Origin of the sequence: Butyrivibrio sp. FCS014 (assembly GCF_000526935.1) — a bacterium.
Lineage (GTDB): Bacteria > Bacillota > Clostridia > Lachnospirales > Lachnospiraceae > Butyrivibrio.
Genome location: NZ_JAHA01000006.1, coordinates 523,970 through 548,546 on the forward strand (window position 1 = coordinate 523,970; position 24,577 = coordinate 548,546).

The following is a 24,577-nucleotide window of genomic DNA, read 5'->3' on the forward strand; positions in this document are numbered from 1 at the left end:
AACCAAAGGAAAGCGCTCGTCTTCATGGCGGGCGCTTTTCTTTTAAGATGGTTTGTCAACTCAGCCCGGACGTAATATCATAGAGAATACAAGCGAAAGAATATAAGCAAGGCAGGTCAAACTCATGGCAAGTAAAAGAAATTTCAAGTTCATCATAAGCTACGACGGAACCAGGTATTACGGATGGGAGAGGCAGCCCGGCAAAGACATGACGATCCAGGGCAAGCTTGAGTCGGTTCTTTCAAGAATGACAAATGCCCCTGAGGATAACCCTGTGAATCTTATTGGCGCAGGCCGCACCGATGCGGGAGTCCATGCAAGGGCCATGACTGCCAATGCGATCCTTGAAACAGACATGACAGAGGAAGAGATCCAAAGATACATGAATGAATATCTTCCTGAGGATATCAGCGTCAACGACGTGAAAGCCTGCTCCGACAGGTTCCATGCAAGATATAATGCTATCGGAAAAACCTACCGCTACACCTGCTGGTACGGTACTTCAAAACCGGTCTTTGACAGGAAATATGTGACTGTCCTTGAACAGCGTCCCGACGTTGAACTTATGAAAAAGGCGGCAGAGCACCTTGTGGGAACCCATGATTTCAAGAGCTTTTGCGGCAACACCAAGATGAAGAAGTCCACCGTAAGAAGCGTAGATACCATCAACATCGAGGAGAGCGGCAATTACATAAGACTTTACTTCCATGGCAACGGCTTTCTCCAGAATATGGTAAGGATCCTTACGGGAACTCTTCTTGAGGTGGGATATGGCAACATAAGTCCCGATGAGGTAAAGGACATACTTGAAGCCTGTGATCGTCAGAAGGCAGGACCCACAGCTCGTCCTGAGGGGCTGTGCATGATGAAGGTAGATTATTGATTCAGAGATTATCCCATCCTCGCCATCGCTACAGGTACATCACCTCCAGGATAATCCCTTGATTTATAACACGAATATCTATTATCATTATATTGTTAACCGTATTTTTTGAGAGTTATCATATAGGAGGGTTATTTTGGCGAAAAGATCAAGGCGATTTTCATTCAGATTCCTTGTTACATTTATAGTTTCAGCTGCAATAATGCTCAGCACACTCAGCGGCTTTAGCATCACATCCTGCGCTGCAGGCCTTGGGGCTGTCAGCATTAATTCCGCGACCATTGCAGGAGAGAACGTGGTGGTAAACGTTTCTGCTTCGGATCTGCCTTCAAGTGACGACGGAATGTTTTATCTTTTTGCGGAGAAGCCCTATCAGGTGTCACCGGCCGGAAGTCCCGTGGCCCAGGTTCCAATCGGCTCTTCAGCCGTCTTTAGTTTTTCACTTGGTTACAAGACCACATCTTGTCATCTCTATGACAAGTTCCAGGTTGCCGTCCTTCAGGGTGGCAGCTTCGTTGCGGTGTCAGGCGCAAGATATATCACAAATCCCGAAGCCCTTGCCACATCATCTCCCGGAAGACGGAACGGGGGCAAGAAGGGTCTTATCCTTGACGGTGCCAAGATCGGCAACGGCAACAACGAGTCTGTGCAGCTGGGAGTCCAGCAGGCAGCCTACAACATAAATCTTGAGGACGTAGTGGGCGGAAACGGCGCTGTTACCTATGATTACAACGGCAAAACCTATCACTTCGATTCCGCATATCTTAGTCAGTATGATCACTGCGTAAGGACCAGTACTTCACAGGGTATGGGAATGACTATGGTTCTTTTGAACCCCTATGTTCCCGGTGAGGAATATATGATATCCCCCTATTCCAGAGGAGGAATCGGCAAGGCACATTATTACATGATGAATACCTCTGAGGATCAGGGTCTTGAGACACTGGAGGCAGTGGTTTCGTATCTTGCATACAGATATAACGGCCAGAACGGCTACGGACAGGTGGACAACTGGGTTGTGGGCAACGAGGTAAATGCCAAGACAATCTGGAACTGGACCGGCGTATCTGATCTTATGACTTACGCTCAGCTCTATGCTGATTCGGTAAGAGTGTGCTACAATGCCATAAAGAGCCGTAATGCCAATGCCTATGTGTGCATCAGCGTGGACCAGAACTGGACCCGCATCCACAATGCCGCATATTACTCGGCCCGCAGCATGATAGAGGCTGTTAATGCCTGCATTACTGCACAGGGCAATATCGATTGGGGACTGGCGGAGCATCCTTACAATTATCCCATGAACTGGACCAGCTTCTGGACACCCAAGAACGCAGCCATGGTCACCCACGATATAAATACTCCGTTCCTTACGATGGAGAACATTGAGGCACTGACGGATTACATGTGCCAGCCGGCTATGTTAAATACAAAGGGAGCAGTGCGCCCGATCCTTCTTACAGAGGTTGGCTATTCATCTACCCAGGGAGATCAGGCCCAGGCGGCTGCCATTGTCTATGCCTATCAGAGGGCTATGACAAACAGATATATCACCATGATCGTATTTAACCGCCAGACGGATTCGGTTGTGGAGATTTCAGAGGGCCTTGCCCTTGGCCTTACAAGGACCGACGGATCCCGCAAGCTGGCCTTTGAGTATTACCAGCAGATGAGCGGCGGCAATGCGGGAAGCTACATAAATGCGGCGGCGCAGTATATGGGCATCACCGATTGGGGAGCTGCCATGCACGCCAGATAAAGGAAGACTTATTCATGCGAATAATAGACATCTACAACTATATAGCAACGGCTGCCTGCGTCCTTCTGGTCGCAGCGGCCGTTATTGTATTTTTCAGAAAGGGGCAAAAGAGCTCTCGAAAGAGCCTTAGCGATAAGGCAGCCATGATCGCCTTTGCGGTGATATTCCTGGTGGGAGCGGCTCTTCGCCTCTTTAAGATCGGACAGATCCCCCTTGGACTTCAGCAGGACGAGGCCTCCATCGGATACGATGCCTTCTGCCTTGTAAACTACGGAATTGACAGAAACGGCTATCCCTGGCCAATTTACCCCATCACCTGGGGGTGCGGCGGCGGAAGCCCGCTTCTTATCTATCTCAACGTGATCTCCACAAAGCTTTTCGGCACAGGGATCACAAAGCTGAGACTCATCCCTGCAATCCTTGGAACAGCCACCATTCCGCTTCTTTTCGCAACATTAAGGGAAGGTTTCAGGGAAAAGAGCTATCGCAACGAGGCAGCTCTTATCGGGGCCGGATTTCTTGCGGTCTGCCCCTGGCATATCATCCTTTCCAGGTGGAGCCTTGACTGCAATATCATGCCCTTTAACATGATGCTGGCCATCTATTTCTTCGTACTGGTTGCAAGAAAGAAGAGCACGGGATTTTATGCCCTCAGTGCCGCTTCCTTTGCCGTATGTATGTACAGCTATGGCGCAGCAACAATCGTTGTGCCCGTCACCATTCTTATCGCTTGCATATACGCCATGATAAACAGGGCCCTTAACTTCAAGCAGCTCATTATCTCAGGAGTTACGTTCCTTGTGATCTTCCTCCCGCTGCTGGTATTTTACGGTGTTAATTATCTTGGGCTTCCCGAGATCCTCACCCCGTACTTTTCCTTTAACAAATTCACTTCGGCAAGAACCGGAGAAGCTTTTATTGCCTTTAACGGAGATCTTCCCGCCAAGCTTCTGCACAATCTCAAGTCCGTGCTCCTTGCGGTTACCATAGGGGATTCTGCCCATACCATAGCGCACTATTACCCGGGATATGCATCCCTTTACGAGTTCACCTTCCCTGTTACTTTCCTCGGGATCGTGGTGGGCGTCAAAGAGTTTTTTGCCCGGAAGAAAGATGAGACAGAAGATGGAGCAGGCATTATGAACGCAGTGTTCGTGGCATTTGCCGCTGCCAGCATTGTTCTGGGTCTTGTGATAATCCCGGATATCAACAGACTTGTGATGCTCTTTGTTCCCTGCATCTATTTCTTTGTAAAGGGCGGAGTGTTCATTCTTGAGAATACAAGAAAGACACTTCCGGTTCTTGCGGGGATCGTCCTTGTAGCCGCTTTATCTTTTACCAGGGACTACTTCACGGATTACTCTCACTATGCCACCAGCATCTACATGCCGGGGTACGGGGATGCCATGAAAAGAGCCTACGACATCGCGGGGGATGAGCGGCAGGTGCGCTCAACCTACGAGGGACTTTCCGCGCCCTTCATGCTGACTCTGTATTACACGGAGTATGACCCCCACAAGTTCTATTCCACTGTGGAGTACAAGGACCCCTACGCTGAATTCAGGATAGCAAGAAGCTTTGGCAACTTCATATTCGAGCTTCCCGAGGATGTGACTGAATCACAGTATGCGGATGACGTGTTTGTGGTGGCCAGCAGCGAGCTTTCTCTTTTCCCTGAAAGCGCAGGTTACACTGTGGAAAACTTCGGCGGATACCACCTCATCTACAGGGAAAATTAAGAGATTATAAACAGAAGATAATCTTTCTTAAATGTGCATAAAATCTGGGCTTAACCTATGGCACAGACACCGATTTTCTTTCATAATTAGTTCATGCAGAAACGTTGATCGTTTGATGCAGAATCTGTTGTTTTTTCTTGGAGGGAATCGGTATGAAGAAGGGTCTTTTTTCAATTATCATCACATCGGGGGTTATTCTTACAGTCCTTTTCTTAAGTATCAATCCCGCCCAAATTTCATACGCCGCACAGGAGCCTGATGAGGGCATTACTGTGGACAGTGAGTACATTATCCCCGACAGCTGCGGATTTTCCACATATTATGTTGTTGTAGCGACCAATAACACGGGAAAAGATATAGCGGTTGAAGCGGACTTTGTGGCTAAGGATAACGACGGAAATTCTCTCTACAAAGTTAACGATCAGCACGAGGCGGTAAGGGACGGACAGCAGTTCATCATATACGGCCAGTTTGCCAACAGCAGGATAGAAGGCGTTTCCGACTATGATTACAGCTTTGAAGTAAGCCCCACCGACAGATGCGCTTACAACTCAGTTAAGCTGGATGCCGAGAGAACAGATGAAGCCCTGACAGTAAGTGCAACAAACTACTCTGACAAGGACCTTCAGGGTGTTGGTGTAAGGACAGTATTTCTTAAAGACGGAGAGGCAGTTGCCTTTGATACAGTGAATATTGCCGATGAAGGGATCACCTTCCACGGTGGCAGCAGCAATTCTCAGGAGGTGGGAATGTTCGCCGGAAATTATGACGATTATCTGGTGACCTATACCTCGGTTCAGTAAGGCCTTCAAACATGATAAAGATAGTGCTAAGGGAGTTTTTCAATAATGAAAAACTCCCTTTTTGAGTTGACTAAACTATGCTATACTAAGGTTTGGTTATATATAATTATTTGAAAGAGAATTGCAGTAATGGAGTCCAACAAAGCGGAAAAAAAAGAGCGCAAAGAGTACAGCAGTCGAATCCGCCGTTTACGCAGACTCATCCTTACGACAGTAGCAGCTTCCTGCCTGATTCCCACCTGTATATGTGTGATCCTTGCGGTGAGGTATGACAGGCTTAATGACAGATATAAACAGGCAAGTGCGGACCTTGAATGGTATAGATCAAGATATGGCAGCGAAATGGAGATCCTCGGAGCAGAAGAGGAGGGTGAACCCCAATCTCCGGCCACCGAAACGAAGAGCTCTCCCGTAAGTACTTCCGATGCCTCAGCTGATGAGGAAATGGATGTTGACTATGCCACCATTGATGTCAGCGGAGCCCAGAATCCGGAGGATATTGAGGGCACCAGATATGTCTATCTGACCTTTGATGACGGACCGAGTTCATCAACTGACGAGATACTGGATATTTTGGAAGAGTACGATGTAAAGGCTACTTTTTTTGTGTGCGGCAAGCCAAGCGCCAAGTACAAGGATGTATATGCAAGAATAGTGGATGACGGACATACACTGGGAATGCATTCCTACAGCCACAAATACAGCGATATATATTCTTCACTGGATTCTTTCAAGGACGATCTTGATAAGCTTAGGATCTTTTTATACGAGACCACAGGAGTGTGGGCCAGGTATTACAGATTCCCGGGAGGAAGCTCCAACGGTGTGAGCCAGGTGGACATGAAGGAACTCATCGATCACCTGAACAGCGCAGAGATCACCTACTATGACTGGAATGTATCTGCCGGAGACGACAGAGCGGGAGCTACCAAGGAGAGTATTTATTCAAACATAGTCACCAACGTTCCGAAGTTTAAACACTGCATCGTGCTTATGCATGATGCTGCAGACAAGCAGAGTACAGTGGATGCATTGCCCCAGATCATCGAGGCGATCCAGGCCATGGATGACACAGTGATAGTTCCGATAACGGACAATACGTTACCGGTTCAACATATCAACAACAACTAAGAAGATTGAAATGGAGGAGATCAAGATGGGATTTTTTTCTGAATTGAAAAGCGATCTCTCTCAGGCGGTGAACACGCTGATGCCTGAGGAGAAGCCTGAGATGACAGAAAGTCTTGATGAGAACAAGGCTGAGCAGGAGCGCAAGCCCGCCGACTTAAGCAGCATGCTGGAGCGTCTGGACGATATCAAGCTGGACGAGAGCGTTGCCGAGGAGGAAGAGGAACCTGCCAAGGAGGAACCTGTCGAGGAAGAACCTGCCGGGGAGGAACCGGAAGAGGACGATTTCAGGGAAGCAGTTGAGGAGCCCAAGGAAGAGACTCTTGAGCAGAAGATTGAGGAGCAGACCGAGGCTGAGCTTGAAAAAGTTGTGGAGGAGCCCAAGAGTGCTCTTGAAGCTATCGATCCTGTTCATATCGACAAATATGTTGCAGATAAAAATGCAGAAACAGAACAAATAACAAAGCATGGGGGATTTGAGACAATGGATTTTGAACAGCAGACACCTACAGATGAGATTGCCAGCATCACCGAGGGAATGGTGGTTAACGGCGACATTCAGACCACAGGATCACTTGAACTTATCGGTAAGATCACAGGTAACATCAGATGCCTTGGCAAGCTGAACGTTACCGGCGAGATCAACGGAGATTCAAACGCAGCCGAGATCTATGCAGAGGCAGCAAGGATCACCGGAGAGGTTAGAAGTAAGGGCAGTGTTAAGGTTGGCCAGAGCACAGTTATCGTTGGCAACATCTTCGGCTCAAGCGCAGTTATCGCAGGCGCTGTAAAGGGCGACATCGACGTTCACGGTCCTGTTGTTCTTGATACAACAGCCATCGTAATGGGCAACATCAAGTCCCAGTCCGTGCAGATCAACAACGGTGCTGTTATCGAAGGTATGTGCTCACAGGCATATGCTGATGTTAATCCTTCAGAGTTCTTTGAGGGACTTAAGAATAAATAATCTTATAATGGAGACGATATGAGAATTTTATTAAAGCTCAGTGGTGAAGCGCTTGCAGGCGACAAAAAGACCGGATTCGACGAGGATACCGTCAGAAAGGTGGCACTGCAGGTCAAGCAGCTTGTAGATGCCGGAACACAGGTTGGTATCGTCATCGGCGGCGGTAATTTCTGGAGAGGAAGAAGCAGCGAAGCTATAGACAGGGTAAAGGCAGACCAGATAGGAATGCTGGCTACCGTAATGAACTGCATCTATGTTTCCGAGATCTTCAGGAGCGAGGGAATGATGACAAGCATCCTCACTCCCTTTGAGTGCGGCTCTTTTACCAAGCTCTTTTCCAAGGACAGAGCTAATAAATATTTTTCAAAAAATATGGTAGTTTTCTTCGCCGGAGGAACAGGTCATCCCTACTTCTCAACAGACACCGGCGTTGTGCTCAGGGCTATCGAGGTTGAGGCAGATTATATGCTTCTTGCAAAGGCTATTGACGGTGTATATGACAGCGATCCCGCCAAGAATCCGGATGCCAAGAGATATGATGTGATCTCCATCGATGATGTCATCAAAGAGAATCTTCAGGTTGTTGATATGACAGCATCCATTCTGGCAAGGGACAACAAGATGCCCATGAGAGTATTTGCTCTTCAGGAAGAAAACAGTATCGTTAAGGCTGCAAGCGGCAAGTTCAACGGAACTACCGTTACTGCAGACTGATCAAGGAGGTTAAGGTATGAACGAAAGGCTTAAAGTTTACAACGACAAAATGCAGAAATCCTTTGATTTCCTTAAGGATGATCTGGCAGGTATCCGTGCGGGAAGAGCCAATCCCCATGTTCTTGACAAGATCAAGGTAGATTATTACGGAACACCTACACCCATTCAGCAGGTGGGCAACGTATCAATTCCCGAGGCTCGTATCATTCAGATCGCACCCTGGGACAAGAGCCTTATCAAGGATATTGAGAAGGCCATCATGGCTTCAGATCTGGGAATCACTCCCAGCAACGACGGCGCTGTGATAAGACTTGTTTTCCCCGAGCTCACTGAGGAGCGCAGAAAACAGCTCACCAAGGACATCCGCAAGAAGGGTGAGGATGCCAAGGTTGCAGTAAGAAACGTAAGACGTGACGGCAATGATGCCTTCAAGAAGCTTAAGGGAACCGATGTTTCCGAGGATGAGATCGAGGATCTTAACGACGAGCTTCAGAAGACTACTGACAAGTTCATCAAGGACATCGATGCTGCAGTAGAAGAAAAATGTAAGGAAGTAATGACCGTATAAAGGAAGTTTTATGGAAGAGAATTTAAATATTCCCGAACATGTGGCCATAATCCTTGACGGCAACGGCCGATGGGCCAAAGCCAAAGGAATGCCAAGAAACTACGGACACATGCAGGGAGCCAAAGCGGTAGAGGATATCCTGGTTGATGCCAGGGATCTGGGAATCAAATATCTTACCGTTTATGCATTTTCAACAGAGAACTGGAGTCGTCCCGAGGCGGAGGTTTCCGCCCTCATGACGATCCTTCGCAATTACTTAAAGACCAGTATCAAGAAGTCCATGAAGAACAATGTAAGGTGCCGTGTCATCGGTGACAGAACAGCACTTTCACAGGACATTCAGGATGCCATCGCAGAGCTTGAAGAGGCGACCAAGGGCAATACCGGTCTTACCTTTACCATTGCCATCAATTACGGCAGCAGGGACGAGATCACAAGAGCAGTAAGGAAAGTGGCCGATAAGGTAGAAAAGGGAGAGCTTGCGGCAGCGGATATCACCGAGAAGATGATAGCCGAGAATCTTGACACAAACTTCCTCCCGGATCCCGATCTTCTCATCCGTACCTGTAATGAGCAGAGGATTTCCAATTATCTGTTGTGGCAGTGCGCCTATACAGAGTTTTACTACACGCCTGTTGCCTGGCCTGATTTCAACAAGCAGGAGCTGGTAAAGGCCATCGAGTCCTACTCCGGAAGGAACAGGAAGTTCGGCGGACTTAAACAGGATCAGGTGTGACAATGACAATAATGACAAGGCTGGTAAGATAAGTTGAGAACACGAGTTATAAGCGGGGTGGTCATTGCCATAGTTCTTGCGGCAGTCCTTATACCCGGCGGATATGTCTTAGCCTCGGCACTTCTGGTGGTTTCCTGTATCGGCTTCTTTGAGTTGACAAGGGCTACCGGGATCCATACCGAGGGGCAGAAGATGAACGGACTGGAGATAGGCGGATACATTTCCATTCTGGTCCATTACATCCAGATGATACTGATAAAGGATTACAGGTACTACGTTTTCTCCATTATGTTTGCGTTCTTTCTCATAATGGTGTGCTACGTACTCAGGTTCCCGAGGTATACATCAACTCAGGCCATCACCTGTTTTTTCTGCTTTATCTATGTACCCGTTAATATTTCCTTTGTGTATTTGCTAAGGATCAGTCATCTTGGAATATATTTTGCGTGGATACCTTTTATAGCATGGGTTTGTGATACCTGTGCATATTTTGCCGGAAGAGCTTTCGGCAAGCATAAACTGGTTCCGGTTCTGTCTCCCAAGAAGACCGTGGAGGGAGCCATCGGCGGAGTTTTAGGCTCAGTGCTGGTGGGTGCGATCTTCGGATATCTTCTTTACAGAAACGAGACTCATGATGCCATGGTCATTCCCATCCTGATGATCATCACTTTTGCGGGAAGCCTTATCTCCCAGCTTGGTGATCTTCTTGCCTCAGGGATCAAGAGAGATCATCAGATCAAGGACTACGGGAATATCATTCCCGGTCACGGCGGTATCATGGACAGGTTCGACAGTGTCATATTCGTGACACCTTGTATTTATTTTCTGGCAGCGGTTCTGGTGCCACTTCTTAATTAAAACTTTGATATGCACCCTGTTTGGGAGACCTCTGCAGGGTGCTTTTCATTTGAGGGAAAAATATGCGTAAGATAGTACTTTTGGGTTCTACGGGCTCCATCGGAACCCAGACCCTGGATGTTGTAAGAAATAACAGCTCTGAGCTTGAGGTTGTGGGCCTTGCAGCCAACAGCAGAGTTGCGGATGTGGAGAAGCAGGTTCGCGAGTTCCATCCCCGCTACGTTTGCATGTATGAAGCTGATGCGGCAAAAGAGCTGCAGGAGAAGATCAGCGATACCGGCATAAAGGTACTGTCCGGAATGGACGGACTTTTGGAGATTGTATCCGTTCCCGAGGCAGATACTGTATTAACAGCAGTTGTGGGTATGATCGGAATCCGTCCCACCATACGGGCCATAGAGAGCGGCAAGGATATAGCTCTTGCCAACAAGGAGACCCTTGTGTGCGCAGGGCATATCATCATGCCTCTTGCAAAAGAGAAGGGTGTTCAGATGCTTCCGGTAGATTCCGAGCACAGCGCTATCTTCCAGTCCCTCAACGGAGAGCCCAAGGACAAGATAGAGAAGATCCTGCTTACAGCCAGCGGCGGACCTTTCAGGGGCAAGACAAGAGCGGAGCTTGAGAATATGACCGCAGCCGATGCCCTTAAGCACCCCAACTGGGATATGGGACCCAAGGTTACCATCGATTCCTCATCCCTTGTAAATAAGGGACTTGAAGTTATGGAAGCCAAGTGGCTCTTTGGAGTTGACCTTGACAGGATACAGGTTCTTGTTCACCCCCAGAGCATAGTTCACAGCGGCGTTCAGTTCACGGACGGTGCAGTGATCGCACAGCTTGGTGTTCCCGACATGAAACTTCCCATCCAGTACGCACTCTTTTACCCGGACAGAAGACCAATGGCCGAGAAGAGACTGGATCTTTTTGAACTGGGAAGCCTGACCTTTGAAAAGCCGGATACCGAGACTTTCAGAGGACTTAAACTTGCATACGATTCTGCCGGGATCGGCGGCAGCATGCCGACAGTATTCAATGCAGCCAATGAGATGGCAGTAAAAAGATTCTTAAAGGGAGATATCAGATACCTTGAGATCTACGATATGATCGAGGAGGCAATGCAGCATCATGACAGGATAGAGAATCCCGATGTTGCGGCAATCCTTGAGGCGGAGGCCGAAACCTACAGATTTCTTTCGGAGAAGTACAACATATGATAGTAAGTGTAATAATCTTTTTTATAATTTTCGGGGTACTGGTTACCTCCCATGAGCTGGGACATTTTCTTGTGGCCAAGTCAGGCGGTATCAGAGTCAACGAGTTTTTTGTGGGAATGGGCCCCACCATCTGGAAAAAGCAAAAGGGTGATACCCTCTACAGCATCAAGCTCCTTCCCATCGGCGGTGCCTGCGTCTTTGACGGCATGGACCCTGTGGCAGAGGAGAAGGGGGATTACGACGAGCACTCCTTCCTTAATGCTCCCGTGTGGAGAAGGATAGCAACCCTGTTTGCGGGACCTTTTGCCAATTTCCTTATAGCTTATCTTCTTGCAGTGGTGCTGGTTGGATTTTCAGCCTGGAACTTCCCTGTTATCAGCAAGATGACGGATGATTCCGCCGCAGCCGAGGCAGGACTTATGCCCGGTGACAAGATCATCAGCGTTGACAAGGAGAAGGTATACATGGCGGGAGAGGTAACCCTCATTTCCCAGTTTGCCGAAGGCAGCCCAATGGATATCGTGTACGAGCGTGACGGTGAACTTCATGAGACTACCCTTATCCCCAAGTACAGCGAGGAAGATGCCCGCTATTACATGGGTATCTACCTTGGACAGTACGGTGAGATCAAAGGACCGCAGACCTTAAAGTATGCCTGGTATGAGGTTCGCTACTACTTTAAGACTACCTACAGAAGCCTTGCACTTCTTGTAAAGGGAAGACTTTCAAAGGACGATGTTTCAGGCCCTGTCGGAATGGTCAAGATCGTGGATGACACCTATGAGGAGGTCAAGCCCTACGGCATTTCCGCGGTGCTTCTTACAATGCTCTCCCTTACGGTTTTGCTTTCAGTGAACCTGGGAGTGATGAATCTTTTGCCCCTTCCTGCACTGGACGGCGGACGACTGGTGTTCCAGTTTATTGAAGTGATCGTAGGAAAACCCGTGCCGGCCGAGAAAGAGGGCTTTGTGCACATGGTGGGCATGATTGCCCTGATGGGACTTATGGTCTTTGTTCTGTTTAACGACATAACTAAGTTTACAAGGTAAGAAGCGTTGGAGCAGAACTGCATTATGAAAGGATGTATATGAGTTACAGGGATAATACTAAGGTTGTACATATCGGTGACAGAGTGATAGGCGGAGGCAATCCTATCCTTATCCAGTCCATGACCAACACAAGGACCGAGGACGTTGAGGGCACCGTAGCGCAGATAATGAGACTTGAAGAGGCCGGATGCGAGATCATAAGGAGCACGGTCCCTACCCTTGAGGCAGCAAAAGCCCTCGGGGAGATCAAGAAGCAGATACATATTCCCATCGTTGCGGATATCCACTTCGATTACAAGATGGCAATCGCAGCCATGGAGAACGGCGCCGACAAGATCAGGATCAATCCAGGAAACATCGGCGGAAGGGACAAGATCGAGGCTGTGGTTTCCTGCGCAAGAGAGCGTGGGATTCCCATCAGAGTTGGAGTTAACAGCGGTTCCCTGGAAAAAGAGCTGGTGGAAAAATATCACGGTGTTACAGCCGAGGGCCTTGTGGAGAGCGCTCTGGACAAGGTGGGCATCATTGAGGACCTTGGATACGACAACATGGTTGTCAGCATCAAGTCTTCTAATGTCATGCTTTGCGTAAAGGCTCATGAACTTCTTGCTAAGCAGTGCGCATATCCTCTTCACGTTGGCATTACCGAGGCGGGAACTGTTTATGGCGGAAACATCAAATCTGCTGTAGGTCTTGGCATCATCCTTAATGAGGGCATCGGTGACACCATAAGAGTATCTCTGTCGGGAGATCCCGTGGAGGAGATCAAATCCGCCAAGGCAATCCTTAGGACTCTGGATATCAGAAAGGGCGGAATAGAGGTTGTTTCCTGTCCTACCTGCGGAAGGACCAAGATCGATCTAATCGGACTTGCCAATAAGGTTGAGACCATGGTTCAGGGATATGACCATCTTAATATCAAGGTGGCAGTTATGGGATGTGCGGTAAACGGCCCGGGAGAAGCCAAGGAAGCTGACATAGGAATTGCCGGCGGAATCGGGGAAGGCCTTCTTATCAAGAACGGAGAGATAGTTAAAAAGGTACCGGAACAGGATCTTCTTTCAGTGCTTAAGGAAGAACTTGATAACTGGCTGTGAGAACTTAGCGAGATTCTTTCGAGCTTAGTTCGAACGTGTTCTGGCGAGACTTTAGTCGAGAGCAGAACTTCCTTTTGATTTTTGTAGTGAGGATTTTTGTAGTATGGGGAAGTTGTTTTTTGAAGTGTTCCCTTCTTTGACGCTTGAGAGCCATGTCAGGGAGATCATGGAGCAGGCAGTGGTGGAGAAGGTTTCCACCACCAGGAAGCAGGACTTTATTCGTATATATATTTCCAGTAACAAGCTGATCGACAAGACAGATATCATTAAGACCGAGAAGAGCATCAAGAAACAGCTCTTTGACAATCAGGATATAACCATCAAGATCTACGAGAAATTCAGTCTTTCCGCCCAGTACACACCGGAGAATCTTCTGGAGCTGTACAGGGAGAGCATAGAATTGGAGCTTAAAGACTATGACCATATGCAGTATAGTCTTTTTCGCTCTGCGTCTTTTGTGTATCCGGATCAGGACAACATAATAATGCAGCTGCAGGATACGGTCGTTGGCAAGAAGAAAGGCCCCGACCTTGTTCGCGTGCTGTCAAAGATCATCAACGAGAGGTGCGGTCTTTCAGCATGTCTTTCTTCTGAATTTGTTCCTGTAGAGGACAAGGAGGAGGCGCCTGATTACGGCGCAGAGTCCGCCGATATGGCTAGGAAGCTTGAGGCCATGGAGAAGGCTTCCGAGGAGAAAAAAGAAGCTGCTCTTGCCGCAAAGGAAGAGAAGGCAAAGGAAGCTGCAGAAGAGGTAAAGACCGCCACCACGGAAAAGACCGCAAAGCCTGCCTTTAACAAGGGCGGAAAATGGGGCGGTAAAAGAGATTTCGGAGGCGGCTACAAGAGATCCGATAATCCTGATGTGCTTTATGGCAGAGACTTTGAAGACGATGCGATGAAGCTGGTGGACCTTATGGACGAGCTTGGTGAAGTAACCGTCCACGGCAAGATCATCGAATTTGATACAAGAGACATCAAGAATGAGAAGACCATTCTCATATTTGCCATCACTGACTTTACGGATTCCATAGCCGTAAAGATGTTTGTAAACACAGAGGATGTTCCCGAGATCACCAAGGACATCAAGATGGGAGCCTTCGTAAAGATAAAGGGAATCGCAGCCATCGACAGATTTGATCATGAGCTGTCCATACAGTCAGTGGTTGGTGTCAAGAAGATACCGGACTTTACCACCAAGAGAGAGGACAGGGCAGAGGTCAAGAGAGTAGAGCTCCACTGCCATACCAAGATGAGCGATATGGACGGTGTATCCGAGGTTAAGGACATCGTCAAGCAGGCCTATAAGTGGGGCATGCCGGGCATTGCCATCACGGATCACGGCGTTGTGCAGGCGCTCACCGATGCAAACCATGCCTGGGAAGATCTCCTTAAGGGCGAGAACAAGCGCCGCAAGGAGGCCGGAGAGCCGCCCATCGAGAGACAGGATTTCTTCAAGATCATTCAGGGTGTAGAGGCCTATGTTGTGGATGACCTCAAGGAGATTGTAACCAACAATAAGGGTCAGAGTCTTGATGACACCACCTTTGTTGTTTTCGATATCGAGACTACGGGATTTTCTCCCATCAAAAACAGGATCATTGAGATCGGTGCGGTGAAGATCAAAAACGGCGAGATAATCGACAGATTCTCGGAGTTCATCAATCCTCAGGTACCTATTCCCTACAGGATCGAGAAACTCACCAGCATTACCGATGAAATGGTAATGGATGCACCTACCAGGGAAGTGATCGTCCCTAAGTTCGTTGAGTTCTGCAAAGACGCGGTACTGGTGGGACACAATGTCTCTTTTGACATAAGCTTTATAAACCAGAACTGTACAGACCTTGGTATAGATGTGGATTACACCACTGTAGATACCATGTGGCTGTCGAGATATTTCTACCCTACAAGAGCCAAACACACTCTTGATGCGGTAGCAAAGATCATGAACATTGTGCTGGAGCATCACCACAGAGCCGTGGATGATGCGGAATGTACGGCCCTTATTTTCAATAAATTTATTCCCATGCTGAAAGAGCAGGGAGCAGCTAACCTTACGGATGTCAACATCCTTGGTAAGCCAACGCCGGATATGGTAAAGCACTTAAGGCCCAAGCATTGTATTATCCTTGCTAAGAATACTCTGGGAAGGGTTAATCTCTATACCCTTGTCAGCAAGTCACACCTTGATTACTTTAACGGACGATTCCCTCTTATTCCCAAGAGCTTGCTGATGGAGTACAGGGAGGGGCTCATCATAGGAAGTGCCTGCTGTGCAGGCGAGCTTTACGGCGCCATTGTTGAGGGCAGGCCCCCCGAGGAAATAGCAAATATTGTGAGCTTTTACGATTATCTTGAAGTTCAGCCTCTTGGCAATAACCGCTTCATGATAACCAGTGAGAGATATGAAGATATCAACAGCGATGAGGATATCAGGGAGATAAATAAAGAGATCATAAGACTGGGCGAGGAGTTCAATAAGCCGGTTGTTGCAACCTGCGACGTGCACTTCCTTAATCCCGAGGATGAGATCTACAGGACCATCATCCAGGCAGGTAAGGGTATGGACGACGAGGAGCCGGCGCCCCTTTACCTTCGTACCACCGATGAGATGATGGCAGAGTTTGATTATCTCTCCATGGACAAGGCAAAAGAGATAGTTATCGACAATCCCAGAAAGATCATGGATATGTGCGAGAGTATTTCTCCCGTTCGTCCCGACAAATGCGCTCCCGTCATCGAGAACAGTGATGAGATCCTTACCAAGATCTGTTATGACAGGGCTCACGAGATCTACGGCGAGGAGCTTCCCGAGATCGTTAAGGAGAGGCTTGAGAGAGAGCTGAACTCCATTATAAAGAACGGTTTCGCGGTTATGTACATTATTGCCCAGAAGCTGGTTTGGAAGTCCAATGAGGACGGATATCTGGTTGGATCAAGAGGATCGGTAGGATCTTCCTTTGTGGCATTCACTTCCGGTATAACGGAGGTTAACTCCCTTAGCCCGCACTATGTCTGCCCCAAGTGCAAGTACAGCGATTTCGATTCCGAGGATGTTCTTAAGTACGGCGGCAATTCCGGCTGTGACATGCCGGATAAGAAATGTCCCAAGTGCGGAACCTATATGTACAAGGACGGATTTGATATTCCTTTCGAGACCTTCCTTGGATTCAAGGGAGACAAGGAGCCTGATATCGACCTTAACTTCTCGGGAGAGTATCAGTCCAAAGCTCACAAATATACCGAGGTTATCTTTGGCTACGGCCAGACCTTCAGAGCGGGAACCATTGCGTCCCTGGCGGATAAGACAGCTTACGGTTTCGTCAAGAAATACTACGACGGACTTGGAATAGTAAAAAGAAAAAGTGAGATCAACAGGATAGTGCAGGGCTGTACCGGCATCAGAAGAGGAACCGGCCAGCACCCGGGAGGAATCATAGTTCTTCCTGTGGGAGAGGACATCAACTCCTTCTGTCCCGTGCAGCATCCGGCCAATGATATGACAACGGCCACCATCACCACACATTACGATTACCATTCCATCGACCACAACCTGTTAAAGCTTGATATTCTGGGACACGATGATCCCACAATGATAAGGTTCCTTCAGGATTGTACCGGACTTGATCCCAAGACGGTGCCGCTGGATGACAAGAACGTGATGAGTCTTTTCATGAATACGAAGTCTCTGAACATAGAGCCTGAACAGATCGGAGGAACAAAGCTTGGATGCCTTGGTCTTCCAGAGTTTGGTACGGACTTTGCCATGCAGATGGTTATCGATGCCAAGCCTTCGTCCCTGTCCCACCTTATAAGGATCTCGGGACTGTCCCATGGAACGGACGTATGGCTGGGCAATGCCCAGACCCTGATCCAGGAGGGCACAGCTACCATCGACACCTGTATCTGCTGTCGAGACGATATTATGATCTACCTTATCCAGAAGGGAATGGACAAGTCCCTTTCCTTCAAGACCATGGAGTCTGTTCGTAAGGGTAAGGGCCTTACTCCCGAGATGGAGGAGGCCATGGTGGCGGCAGGTGTTCCCGACTGGTACATCTGGTCCTGCAAGAAGATCAAGTATATGTTCCCCAAGGCCCATGCTGCGGCTTACGTAATGATGGCCTGGAGAATCGCATACTTTAAGGTTTATGTTCCTCAGGCATTCTATGCCGCATGGTTCAGTATAAGAGCCAAGGCCTTCAACTATGAGCACATGTGCCAGGGTGAAGCCCATCTCAGAAGGATCATGAAGGATTACAATTCAAGGAAAGACGAGCTTACCAATGCCCAGCAGGCCGAGTACGGCGATATGAGACTGGTGGAGGAGATGTATGAGAGAGGCATAGATTTCATGCCCATCGACATTTTCAAGGCCAAGTCAAGGGAGTTCCAGGTGATCGGAGATAAGATCATGCCTTCCCTTACCAGTATCGACGGCATGGGTGAGAAGGCTGCCGACCAGATCGTGGAAGCTGCCAAGGACGGTCCTTTCCTTTCAAAGGATGACTTCCGTCAGAGGACCAAGTGTCCCCAGACCGTTATCGACAAGATGTCTGATATGGGACTTCTTGGAGATATACCGGATTCCAATCAGATCAGTATCTTTGACCTGATGAAACAGGCCTGATGAATCTGCGGAATTTCGGAATGCGAAGATAAGACAATAAAAATAAGGCTGTGGCTTTAAGCGTAGATGACGCTTAGAGCTACAGCCTTTTTCTTACACTCTTAACGGTTGCCGAGTAACTTTTTCATTTCCTGTGCTTCTCTTTGAACCTCTCTTTTCAGAAGAGAAACATTCCTGCGATGCAGTGCCTGCGCATGAAGTCTGTCCCTCATCAGATTTACCTCATACTGCGCGATACCTTTCAATTCACCCATATTTGTTACCTCCTGTAAGTGTTTTATTGGAACACCCCCTCAAGATTCACAAGTTAATTGTATATACAAATTGTGTTCAGTCTGGGTTTAAATTCTGAAATATTTATGAAATATTTCATATATGAACATATATTTAACAATTGTGAAATAAACTTAACGGGCATGGAAAACCCGGAACACTCAGGAGTGATCCGGGTCAGTGTCAGTTCAGTATTTTCAGGATTGTTACATTCAGTTTCTTCATCATATCGATGATGACACCTGAGGTGAGCTTAATCTTGGGCCTTGACAGGTACTTCTCATTATTTTCGATGACGGTACCCTGCTGACCCGTGGACAGAAGAACATCACAGCCGATAGGATAGGGCGCCAGGTATTTAATGAAGGTGTTGACTACGTCAATGTCAAACATGGACCCGCTGTTCGCCATCAGGTATTCTATGGCATCTGAGGGATTCGAGGCATCTTTGTAGGCTCTTTTGGCTGTGAGAGCGTCATAAACGTCAGCTACGTGAATGATCCTTGCAAATAAATGGATGGCCTCCCCCTTAAGTCCTCTGGGGTATCCGGTTCCATTCCAGTTTTCATGATGTGAGTATACTGCATTTTTTACAACGGCGTGTATTTCTTCAGTTCCCTGGGATCTTCCGTCACGCAGTCTCTTAAGTCCGTACTCAGGATGTTTTTTCATTTCCTCGTATTCTTCCGAGGTTAGTTTAGCGGGCTTATTTACGATTTCCAGAGGAACGTCGCATTTTCCTATGTCGTGAAGAAGAGCCGCCTGGGAAAGCTTTTCAAGTTCTTCGTTCCTGAGCCCCATACCTATTCCGATAATGACGGACAGTACGTCAACATTTACGCTGTGTACATAGGTGTAGCTGTCATAGGAACTTAAGGACATCTGCTCAATGATCAGGGATTTTGAGCTTCTGATCTCGTTTACGATGTCGTTTGCCAGGAATATACAGGCGTTTATATCAAGCCTTTTCAGTTTGTTGATGGCCTTCATCCTTGTTTCGTCGGATACGATCTGTCTGGCTTTTGCCACATCATCTTTTTCAAAGATATAGACACCGTCAAACTGAAGTTTGCTGATCCTGTTTATAAAATACTCCGTCAACTGAGTATTGGCTTTAAGAAGTATCTTCTCGTTGTTGTCATACAGATTACTGGAGATGACCATCCCAGGCTGGAGGTCTTTGCTGCTGACATATCTCATATATCACACCTCCTTTGCAAGCCCGGTGGTGCAATTGTGGGATATTACTCCGTTGGCGATAAAGTTTCCTTGAGGAAGTGATGATCTCAAACATATCTTCACATTTGGCCTCTTCAACGGATATTACCTTGAGAGTGTCAGGATGATTGTATATGATCTCAAAGTTTTCTATATTGCTCGTGGTGACCGGCTGAAAGACATTGTAGAATCTAAGAAGCTCTGAGGGCCCGCCCACGAGAGAAGCGGTCATTTCCTGACTGTCAAATACATACTCAAAGTCGTACATTTGAAGACCCTGTTTCATCAGATTGAGGAAATCCCGCTTGCAGCGGCGGACTCTTTTGACCATGGGATTTTCTGAGCCTTCCGCATCATAGGCTCCTCCAACGAAGCCTCTTAGGAAATCTTCTTTATCCCTGTTTTTTGGAGAAACGCTCGGAGAAAGTTACCAGCTGAACATATGGAATGCTGAGCTTTGCTGTAACGTAATATTCATTGGTGTCGTTATCATGGGCAAAACAGTAGTCCAAAGTAGCATCTGCACCCAGGTACAGAAGATAATTGTACAGCCGGGCGGTAACTCCGGCTTCCTGTAATACTAAGGACGCAGTTTCGCCGCCTTTAAAGCGGGTCATGTTTTTGCAGTTGATCTGGGAACCGATAAAATAGCCCTGCATATAGAGCCTGGACTCTTTGTAGGAATCCTTCAGGTTTCCTGAAATGCCGGACATTTTGACATCTTTTTCCAAAAAGAACTTACCGTGGCCCAGGGTGTCATCATCAAAAGAAAACATCCAGCCCATTTTTGTAAGCCACTGATGAGTGGGACTGCATATAAGAGTTCGTCCATCGTTTAAGGTGATCTTAACGGCATTGCTCCTGCGCTTGTTAATGATGAGGACCTCGCTTTTGACATACTGGTATTTGTCCCCATTATAGCGTACACCATAAACAGTATCGCCTTTTTTGACATCCTTGATCTTCTTGACTGTATTGTTGTACATGAGGATGTTCATGTTTCCGTCAACAGAATCGAAGTTTTTGCCCATGGATACTCCTTTTACAAGAAAAACGATGATACGTGAGCAGATATATTTAATTTTCTCATACTAAAATTTAATAGTCAAAAAAATGAAAATGAAAAAATATGTTACATTTTTATAGGGGAAAGCCGGGTTTTGCCGCGGGCTGAGAAAACAAAAAAATAACCCGGAACACTGATGTGTTCCGGGTTTCGGGTTGGGCTATTCATTTAATAGCTAGTACCTCGTAGCGGAATCGAACCGCTGATTCTGCCGTGAGAGGGCAGCGTCTTAACCGCTTGACCAACGAGGCATTTAAGTCGTCCGCATCGCGGCGACTTGTTTATATTATTACAAATCAAAAACAAAATGCAAGCCCTAAATTTAAATTTTTTCAAAAAAATTTTTTATGCTATAATAAAAGCCTGTATTTTACCGGGAAAGGGGACTGTTTTAAATGAAAAAGAAAATTGCTTTGGGAGATTTACTTCTCCTGGAACTTTCGGTTGTCGTATATTCACTTTCGACAGTAGCAGGGTAATATGGCGGGGACAGAATGAATTCCTCTCGGGGAAGTACATCCTGTTCTTTGGACTTGAGTTTGTAATCCTTGCGGTTTATGCGGTACTGTGGCAGCAGGTGATCAAGAGATTTGAGCTGTCCATCGCTTATTGCAACAAGTCTGTGACCTTATTGTGGTCGATGCTGTGGAACTTCCTGATCTTTCAGCCAGGGCATTACACCGGGGAAGGTTGCCGGTGTACTTCTTGTCATGGCCGGAGTTGTAGTAATGAATCTGGGAGGTGGCAGCAATGATTAATGTATTCTTTATTATTATGATCTTTGCGGAGCTTCTTGCCTCCACATCTCAGATACTTTTAAAGAAGAGTGCCCAGAAAGAGTATCCTTCATTTATAAGGGAATACCTCAATATTCTTGTTATAGGTGGCTATGGCCTTCTGGTTTTATCCATGGTTCTTTCCATTTTCTGTTACGGCCGCCTTGGATACATGGGGGTTGTTGTAATGGAGCCCATGGCCTACATCATGGTCATGATCCTCTCGAGAATCGTATTTAAAGAGAAGATCACCCCAAGAAAGATCATCGGTGTCGTGCTCATATTGGCCGGGATCGTAGTATTTTACACTCTGGGATAAGTTTAAGACTTGACTAATGGGCATAACTGTGGTATTTTAGCAGAGGATATAAGGTAACTGTTGAGAGTGGGCTTGCAAAGAGCCCACTTTCTTTATGCCATGAAAAGGCATAAAGAAAATGAACGAGGTTATTCTATGAAGAAAAATGAAATTTGAAAAAAGGACCGAGGATATCCTGATCCCTATCGCGCAGGCCAACGGCGTTTCCATCTATGATGTGGAATATGTCAAGGAAGCGGGGGAGTGGTACCTGAGAGCTTACATTGATAAGCCTGAGGGCGTGGACATCAATGATTGCGGTCAATGTTAATCATGCCTTGTCGGATGCCCTTGATGAAGATGATTTTATTGAGGAAGCCTACACTTTGGAGGTTTCAAGTCCCGGACTTGGCCGCCAGCTCAAGAAGGGACAGGCACCTTCAGAATTCTCTTGGGAAGGATGTGGAGCTCAAGCTTTACAAGCCAAGGGACGGTGTTAAAGAGTTCGCCGGTACACTGAAGAGTTTTACCGATTCGGAAGTTACCGTAACTATAAATGACAAAGACGAAACTTTTATAAGAAAAAGAGATATCAGTTATTAAGCTTGCTCTGGATTTTTAATCCGGACGGAAATGGAGATTACGATGAGTAAAGAATTAATGGATGCCCTTGAGCTTTTAGAGAAGGAGAAGAACATCAGCAAGGATTCTCTGTTTGATGCGATCGAGAACTCTCTGATCACAGCCTGCAAGAATAACTTTGGCAAGACTGACAACATCAGAGTTGAGATTGACAGAGACAACTGTGACTTCAAGTGCTATGCCGACAAGGAAGTTGTTGAGACAGCCGATGACGTTATGGATCCCATGCTTGAGATCTCTCTGGATGATGCCAAGAAGATCAGCAAGAAGGCAAAGGTTGGCGATATGGTAAGCGTATCCCTTAACTCCAAGGAGTTTGGACGCATTGCCACACAGAATGCCAAGAACGTTATTCTTCAGAAGATCCGCGAGGAAGAGCGCGGCGCCATCTATAATGAGTACTTTGAGAAGGAGCACGACATTGTAACAGGTGTTGTTCAGAGATTTATCGGTAAGAACATCAGCATCAACCTTGGCCGTGCAGATGCCATCCTCAATGAGAACGAGCAGGTTAAGACAGAAGTTTACAGACCTACACAGCGTCTTAGAGTATATGTACTTGAAGTTAAGAACGGTTCAAAGGGACCCAGGATCCTTGTTTCCCGTACACATCCCGACCTTGTTAAGAAGCTCTTCGAGCAGGAGGTTGCTGAGATTCAGGACGGAACAGTAGAGATCAAGAGCATCGCAAGAGAGGCAGGAAGCCGTACCAAGATCGCGGTTTATTCCCACAACCCCAACGTTGATGCCGTAGGTGCCTGCGTAGGTGTAAACGGAAACAGAGTAAACCTCATCGTTGATGAGCTCAGCGGCGAGAAGATCGATGTCATCAACTGGGATGAGAACCCCGGTAACCTGATCCAGAATGCTCTTTCACCTGCCAAGATCGTAGCAGTATTTGCCGATCCCGAGGAGAAGAGTGCAAAGGTTGTTGTTCCTGATTACCAGCTCTCACTTGCTATCGGTAAGGAAGGTCAGAACGCAAGACTTGCTGCCAGACTTACAGGATACAAGATCGATATCAAGAGCGAGGACTCAGGCTAAGGATGCTCCCGGATTCCGTATTGAGGACTATATGGATGACGAGGATGATGAAGAGTACGAGGGATATGAAGAATACGATACCGAGGCTTCTGAGGATGCAGCCGATGAGGGCTCAGAAGAGTAATCCCAGGTAGATCGGGTTATCTATGCAAAAGAAAATTCCAACCAGAAAATGTGTCGGATGCGGAAGGATGAAAGAGAAGAAGGAACTCATCAGGATCATCAAAACTCCCTGAGGGAGAGATCCTCGTGGAACCCACCGGCAAGGCCAACGGCAGAGGGGCATACATCTGCAGCAATGCAGAGTGCTTCAGAAAAGCTGTCAGGAACAAGGGCCTTGAGAGATCCCTTAAATCTTCAATTCCCGCCGATGTGCTTGAGCGTATTGAAAAGGAGCTTGGCTGATATATTGGATTCAAATAAAGTTTATTCGCTTCTTGGCCTTTGTATGAGGGCAGGGAAGCTAAAGAGCGGAGAGTTTGCCACCATGGAAGCTATCCGCAAGGGGAACTGCCAAACTGGTGATAGTAAGCAGTGATGCTTCGGATAACACCACCAAGCAGTTCAGTGATAAATGTAAGTTTTACAAAGGTCCCAATAGTTTTCTTTTTGGTGATAAGGAAAGCCTGGGACACGCAATAGGGTAAGGATGTTCGAACAAGTCTGGCAATAACAGACACCAGGGCTGTCTGAGTCACTTCGGAAGAACTTACTGATGATAGAAGAAGAGGACGGAGGAAATGTGAATGGCAAAAATTAAAATATCCGAACTTGCTTTTGAGCTTGGATGCGAGTCAAAAGAGCTGATAGCTTTTTTGCAGGAGAATGGGATAGAGGCAAAACGCTCCAACAGTTTCTATCGAAGAGACAGACGCTGAAGTGGCCAAGAAGCACTTTGGTAAGACTTCAGGAAAAGAAGATAAGCCTGCCAAGTCTGATAATGCTGGACAAGAAGGCAGAGCCTGCCAAAGAGGAGAAGAAAGCTCCCCGAGGTAAAAGAGGCTCCTGCTGCAAAAGAGAGCGCTGCTCCCCGAAAGGAAGAGGCAGCAAAGCCTTCTTTTGGACAGACCTGCTGATGCAAAGGCTCCCGTAAAGAAGCCTGTTGACGGCGGCGA

General features: G+C 47.3%; 20 protein-coding genes, 1 tRNA gene and 3 pseudogenes. 19 read left to right on the forward strand and 5 right to left on the reverse strand.

The annotated features are described in order from the left end of the window. Nucleotides 1-124 precede the first annotated feature (124 nt). The 14 genes from truA to T456_RS0106110 all read left to right on the forward strand — a co-directional run bounded on the left by truA (nt 125) and on the right by T456_RS0106110 (nt 18,145). The gene (gene truA / locus T456_RS0106045; RefSeq protein WP_024865384.1) at nt 125-883 is read left to right on the forward strand and encodes a tRNA pseudouridine(38-40) synthase TruA; all 759 of its coding nucleotides are present in this window, start codon (nt 125-127) and stop codon (nt 881-883) included. Nucleotides 884-1,019: 136 nt separating this feature from the next. After that, on the forward strand, nt 1,020-2,642 hold the full coding sequence (locus T456_RS0106050) for a DUF5722 domain-containing protein (protein ID WP_024865385.1): 1,623 nt from the start codon (nt 1,020-1,022) through the stop codon (nt 2,640-2,642). A gap of 14 nt (nt 2,643-2,656) precedes the next feature. Further along, on the forward strand, nt 2,657-4,381 hold the full coding sequence (locus tag T456_RS0106055) for an ArnT family glycosyltransferase (RefSeq protein WP_024865386.1): 1,725 nt from the start codon (nt 2,657-2,659) through the stop codon (nt 4,379-4,381). A gap of 152 nt (nt 4,382-4,533) precedes the next feature. Continuing rightward, on the forward strand, nt 4,534-5,184 hold the full coding sequence (locus T456_RS0106060) for a hypothetical protein (protein ID WP_024865387.1): 651 nt from the start codon (nt 4,534-4,536) through the stop codon (nt 5,182-5,184). A gap of 129 nt (nt 5,185-5,313) precedes the next feature. Beyond that, nucleotides 5,314-6,315 carry a polysaccharide deacetylase family protein gene (locus T456_RS0106065; RefSeq protein WP_024865388.1) on the forward strand — a complete coding sequence of 334 codons (1,002 nt, stop codon included), beginning with the start codon at nt 5,314-5,316 and terminating at the stop codon, nt 6,313-6,315. Nucleotides 6,316-6,340: 25 nt separating this feature from the next. Continuing rightward, entirely contained in the window at nt 6,341-7,279 is a 939-nt protein-coding gene (locus tag T456_RS0106070) for a polymer-forming cytoskeletal protein (RefSeq protein WP_024865389.1), read from the forward strand. Between the two features lie 18 nt (nt 7,280-7,297). Next, entirely contained in the window at nt 7,298-7,993 is a 696-nt protein-coding gene (pyrH, locus tag T456_RS0106075; RefSeq protein ID WP_024865390.1) for a UMP kinase, read from the forward strand. 16 nt (nt 7,994-8,009) lie between these two features. Further along, a complete protein-coding gene (frr, locus tag T456_RS0106080; RefSeq protein WP_024865391.1) occupies nt 8,010-8,561 on the forward strand; it encodes a ribosome recycling factor in 552 nt (183 codons plus the stop codon). Nucleotides 8,562-8,571: 10 nt separating this feature from the next. Then, on the forward strand, nt 8,572-9,297 hold the full coding sequence (locus T456_RS0106085) for an isoprenyl transferase (protein ID WP_024865392.1): 726 nt from the start codon (nt 8,572-8,574) through the stop codon (nt 9,295-9,297). A 33-nt stretch (nt 9,298-9,330) separates the two neighbouring features. Next, nucleotides 9,331-10,155: a phosphatidate cytidylyltransferase gene (locus T456_RS0106090; RefSeq protein ID WP_024865393.1), complete on the forward strand. Its 825-nt coding sequence runs from the start codon at nt 9,331-9,333 to the stop codon at nt 10,153-10,155. 62 nt (nt 10,156-10,217) lie between these two features. Continuing rightward, nucleotides 10,218-11,369 (forward strand): 1-deoxy-D-xylulose-5-phosphate reductoisomerase, encoded by a 1,152-nt coding sequence (locus T456_RS0106095; protein WP_024865394.1) that lies wholly within the window; start codon nt 10,218-10,220, stop codon nt 11,367-11,369. Then, nucleotides 11,366-12,418 carry an RIP metalloprotease RseP gene (gene rseP / locus T456_RS0106100; RefSeq protein WP_024865395.1) on the forward strand — a complete coding sequence of 351 codons (1,053 nt, stop codon included), beginning with the start codon at nt 11,366-11,368 and terminating at the stop codon, nt 12,416-12,418. The genes T456_RS0106095 and rseP overlap by 4 nt, the downstream gene beginning before the upstream one ends. Before the next feature lie 38 nt (nt 12,419-12,456). Beyond that, on the forward strand, nt 12,457-13,515 hold the full coding sequence (gene ispG / locus T456_RS0106105) for a flavodoxin-dependent (E)-4-hydroxy-3-methylbut-2-enyl-diphosphate synthase (protein WP_024865396.1): 1,059 nt from the start codon (nt 12,457-12,459) through the stop codon (nt 13,513-13,515). A gap of 103 nt (nt 13,516-13,618) precedes the next feature. Further along, on the forward strand, nt 13,619-18,145 hold the full coding sequence (locus T456_RS0106110) for a PolC-type DNA polymerase III (RefSeq protein WP_024865397.1): 4,527 nt from the start codon (nt 13,619-13,621) through the stop codon (nt 18,143-18,145). A 101-nt stretch (nt 18,146-18,246) separates the two neighbouring features. On the opposite strand, the gene T456_RS22355 is transcribed toward T456_RS0106110, so the two are convergent. From T456_RS22355 to T456_RS0106135, 4 genes are all read right to left on the reverse strand, one after another. Beyond that, the gene (locus tag T456_RS22355) at nt 18,247-18,399 is read right to left on the reverse strand and encodes a hypothetical protein (protein WP_155837989.1); all 153 of its coding nucleotides are present in this window, start codon (nt 18,397-18,399) and stop codon (nt 18,247-18,249) included. 202 nt (nt 18,400-18,601) lie between these two features. After that, entirely contained in the window at nt 18,602-19,618 is a 1,017-nt protein-coding gene (locus tag T456_RS19310; protein ID WP_024864366.1) for an HD-GYP domain-containing protein, read from the reverse strand. 410 nt (nt 19,619-20,028) lie between these two features. Beyond that, complete coding sequence (locus tag T456_RS0106130) at nt 20,029-20,667, reverse strand: Hint domain-containing protein (RefSeq protein ID WP_024865399.1); 639 nt, start codon at nt 20,665-20,667, stop codon at nt 20,029-20,031. 214 nt (nt 20,668-20,881) lie between these two features. Continuing rightward, nucleotides 20,882-20,953: transfer RNA gene (locus tag T456_RS0106135), tRNA-Glu, on the reverse strand. Nucleotides 20,954-21,452: 499 nt separating this feature from the next. Between T456_RS0106135 and T456_RS0106145 the strand changes: the two genes are divergently transcribed. The 5 genes and pseudogenes from T456_RS0106145 to T456_RS21905 all read left to right on the forward strand — a co-directional run bounded on the left by T456_RS0106145 (nt 21,453) and on the right by T456_RS21905 (nt 24,340). Beyond that, nucleotides 21,453-21,797 carry a multidrug ABC transporter gene (locus T456_RS0106145; RefSeq protein ID WP_024865400.1) on the forward strand — a complete coding sequence of 115 codons (345 nt, stop codon included), beginning with the start codon at nt 21,453-21,455 and terminating at the stop codon, nt 21,795-21,797. 145 nt (nt 21,798-21,942) lie between these two features. Next, nucleotides 21,943-22,398 (forward strand): annotated as a pseudogene (rimP, locus tag T456_RS24040) (ribosome maturation factor RimP). 23 nt (nt 22,399-22,421) lie between these two features. After that, nucleotides 22,422-23,586, forward strand: a pseudogene (gene nusA / locus T456_RS19325) (transcription termination factor NusA). A 22-nt stretch (nt 23,587-23,608) separates the two neighbouring features. Beyond that, nucleotides 23,609-23,867, forward strand: a pseudogene (rnpM, locus tag T456_RS24045) (RNase P modulator RnpM). A gap of 341 nt (nt 23,868-24,208) precedes the next feature. After that, nucleotides 24,209-24,340 (forward strand): translation initiation factor IF-2 N-terminal domain-containing protein, encoded by a 132-nt coding sequence (locus tag T456_RS21905; RefSeq protein ID WP_081748999.1) that lies wholly within the window; start codon nt 24,209-24,211, stop codon nt 24,338-24,340. A gap of 28 nt (nt 24,341-24,368) precedes the next feature. Here the strand turns inward: T456_RS21905 and T456_RS22905 are convergent. Next, nucleotides 24,369-24,577 (reverse strand): hypothetical protein (locus tag T456_RS22905; RefSeq protein ID WP_207640360.1); only part of this gene is annotated, 209 nt, incomplete at its 5' end.

Excerpts from the sequence above, each read along its gene's own strand:
- truA (WP_024865384.1), top strand. The coding sequence starts at position 125 with ATGGCAAGTAAAAGAAATTTCAAGTTCATCATAAGCTACGACGGAACC.
- T456_RS0106055 (WP_024865386.1), top strand. The coding sequence starts at position 2,657 with ATGCGAATAATAGACATCTACAACTATATAGCAACGGCTGCCTGCGTC.
- T456_RS0106060 (WP_024865387.1), top strand. The coding sequence starts at position 4,534 with ATGAAGAAGGGTCTTTTTTCAATTATCATCACATCGGGGGTTATTCTT.
- T456_RS0106065 (WP_024865388.1), top strand. The coding sequence starts at position 5,314 with ATGGAGTCCAACAAAGCGGAAAAAAAAGAGCGCAAAGAGTACAGCAGT.
- T456_RS0106070 (WP_024865389.1), top strand. The coding sequence starts at position 6,341 with ATGGGATTTTTTTCTGAATTGAAAAGCGATCTCTCTCAGGCGGTGAAC.
- pyrH (WP_024865390.1), top strand. The coding sequence starts at position 7,298 with ATGAGAATTTTATTAAAGCTCAGTGGTGAAGCGCTTGCAGGCGACAAA.
- frr (WP_024865391.1), top strand. The coding sequence starts at position 8,010 with ATGAACGAAAGGCTTAAAGTTTACAACGACAAAATGCAGAAATCCTTT.
- T456_RS0106085 (WP_024865392.1), top strand. The coding sequence starts at position 8,572 with ATGGAAGAGAATTTAAATATTCCCGAACATGTGGCCATAATCCTTGAC.
- T456_RS0106095 (WP_024865394.1), top strand. The coding sequence starts at position 10,218 with ATGCGTAAGATAGTACTTTTGGGTTCTACGGGCTCCATCGGAACCCAG.
- rseP (WP_024865395.1), top strand. The coding sequence starts at position 11,366 with ATGATAGTAAGTGTAATAATCTTTTTTATAATTTTCGGGGTACTGGTT.
- ispG (WP_024865396.1), top strand. The coding sequence starts at position 12,457 with ATGAGTTACAGGGATAATACTAAGGTTGTACATATCGGTGACAGAGTG.
- T456_RS0106110 (WP_024865397.1), top strand. The coding sequence starts at position 13,619 with ATGGGGAAGTTGTTTTTTGAAGTGTTCCCTTCTTTGACGCTTGAGAGC.
- T456_RS22355 (WP_155837989.1), bottom strand. The coding sequence starts at position 18,399 with ATGGGTGAATTGAAAGGTATCGCGCAGTATGAGGTAAATCTGATGAGG.
- T456_RS19310 (WP_024864366.1), bottom strand. The coding sequence starts at position 19,618 with ATGAGATATGTCAGCAGCAAAGACCTCCAGCCTGGGATGGTCATCTCC.
- T456_RS0106130 (WP_024865399.1), bottom strand. The coding sequence starts at position 20,667 with ATGGGCAAAAACTTCGATTCTGTTGACGGAAACATGAACATCCTCATG.
- T456_RS0106145 (WP_024865400.1), top strand. The coding sequence starts at position 21,453 with ATGATTAATGTATTCTTTATTATTATGATCTTTGCGGAGCTTCTTGCC.
- T456_RS21905 (WP_081748999.1), top strand. The coding sequence starts at position 24,209 with ATGGCAAAAATTAAAATATCCGAACTTGCTTTTGAGCTTGGATGCGAG.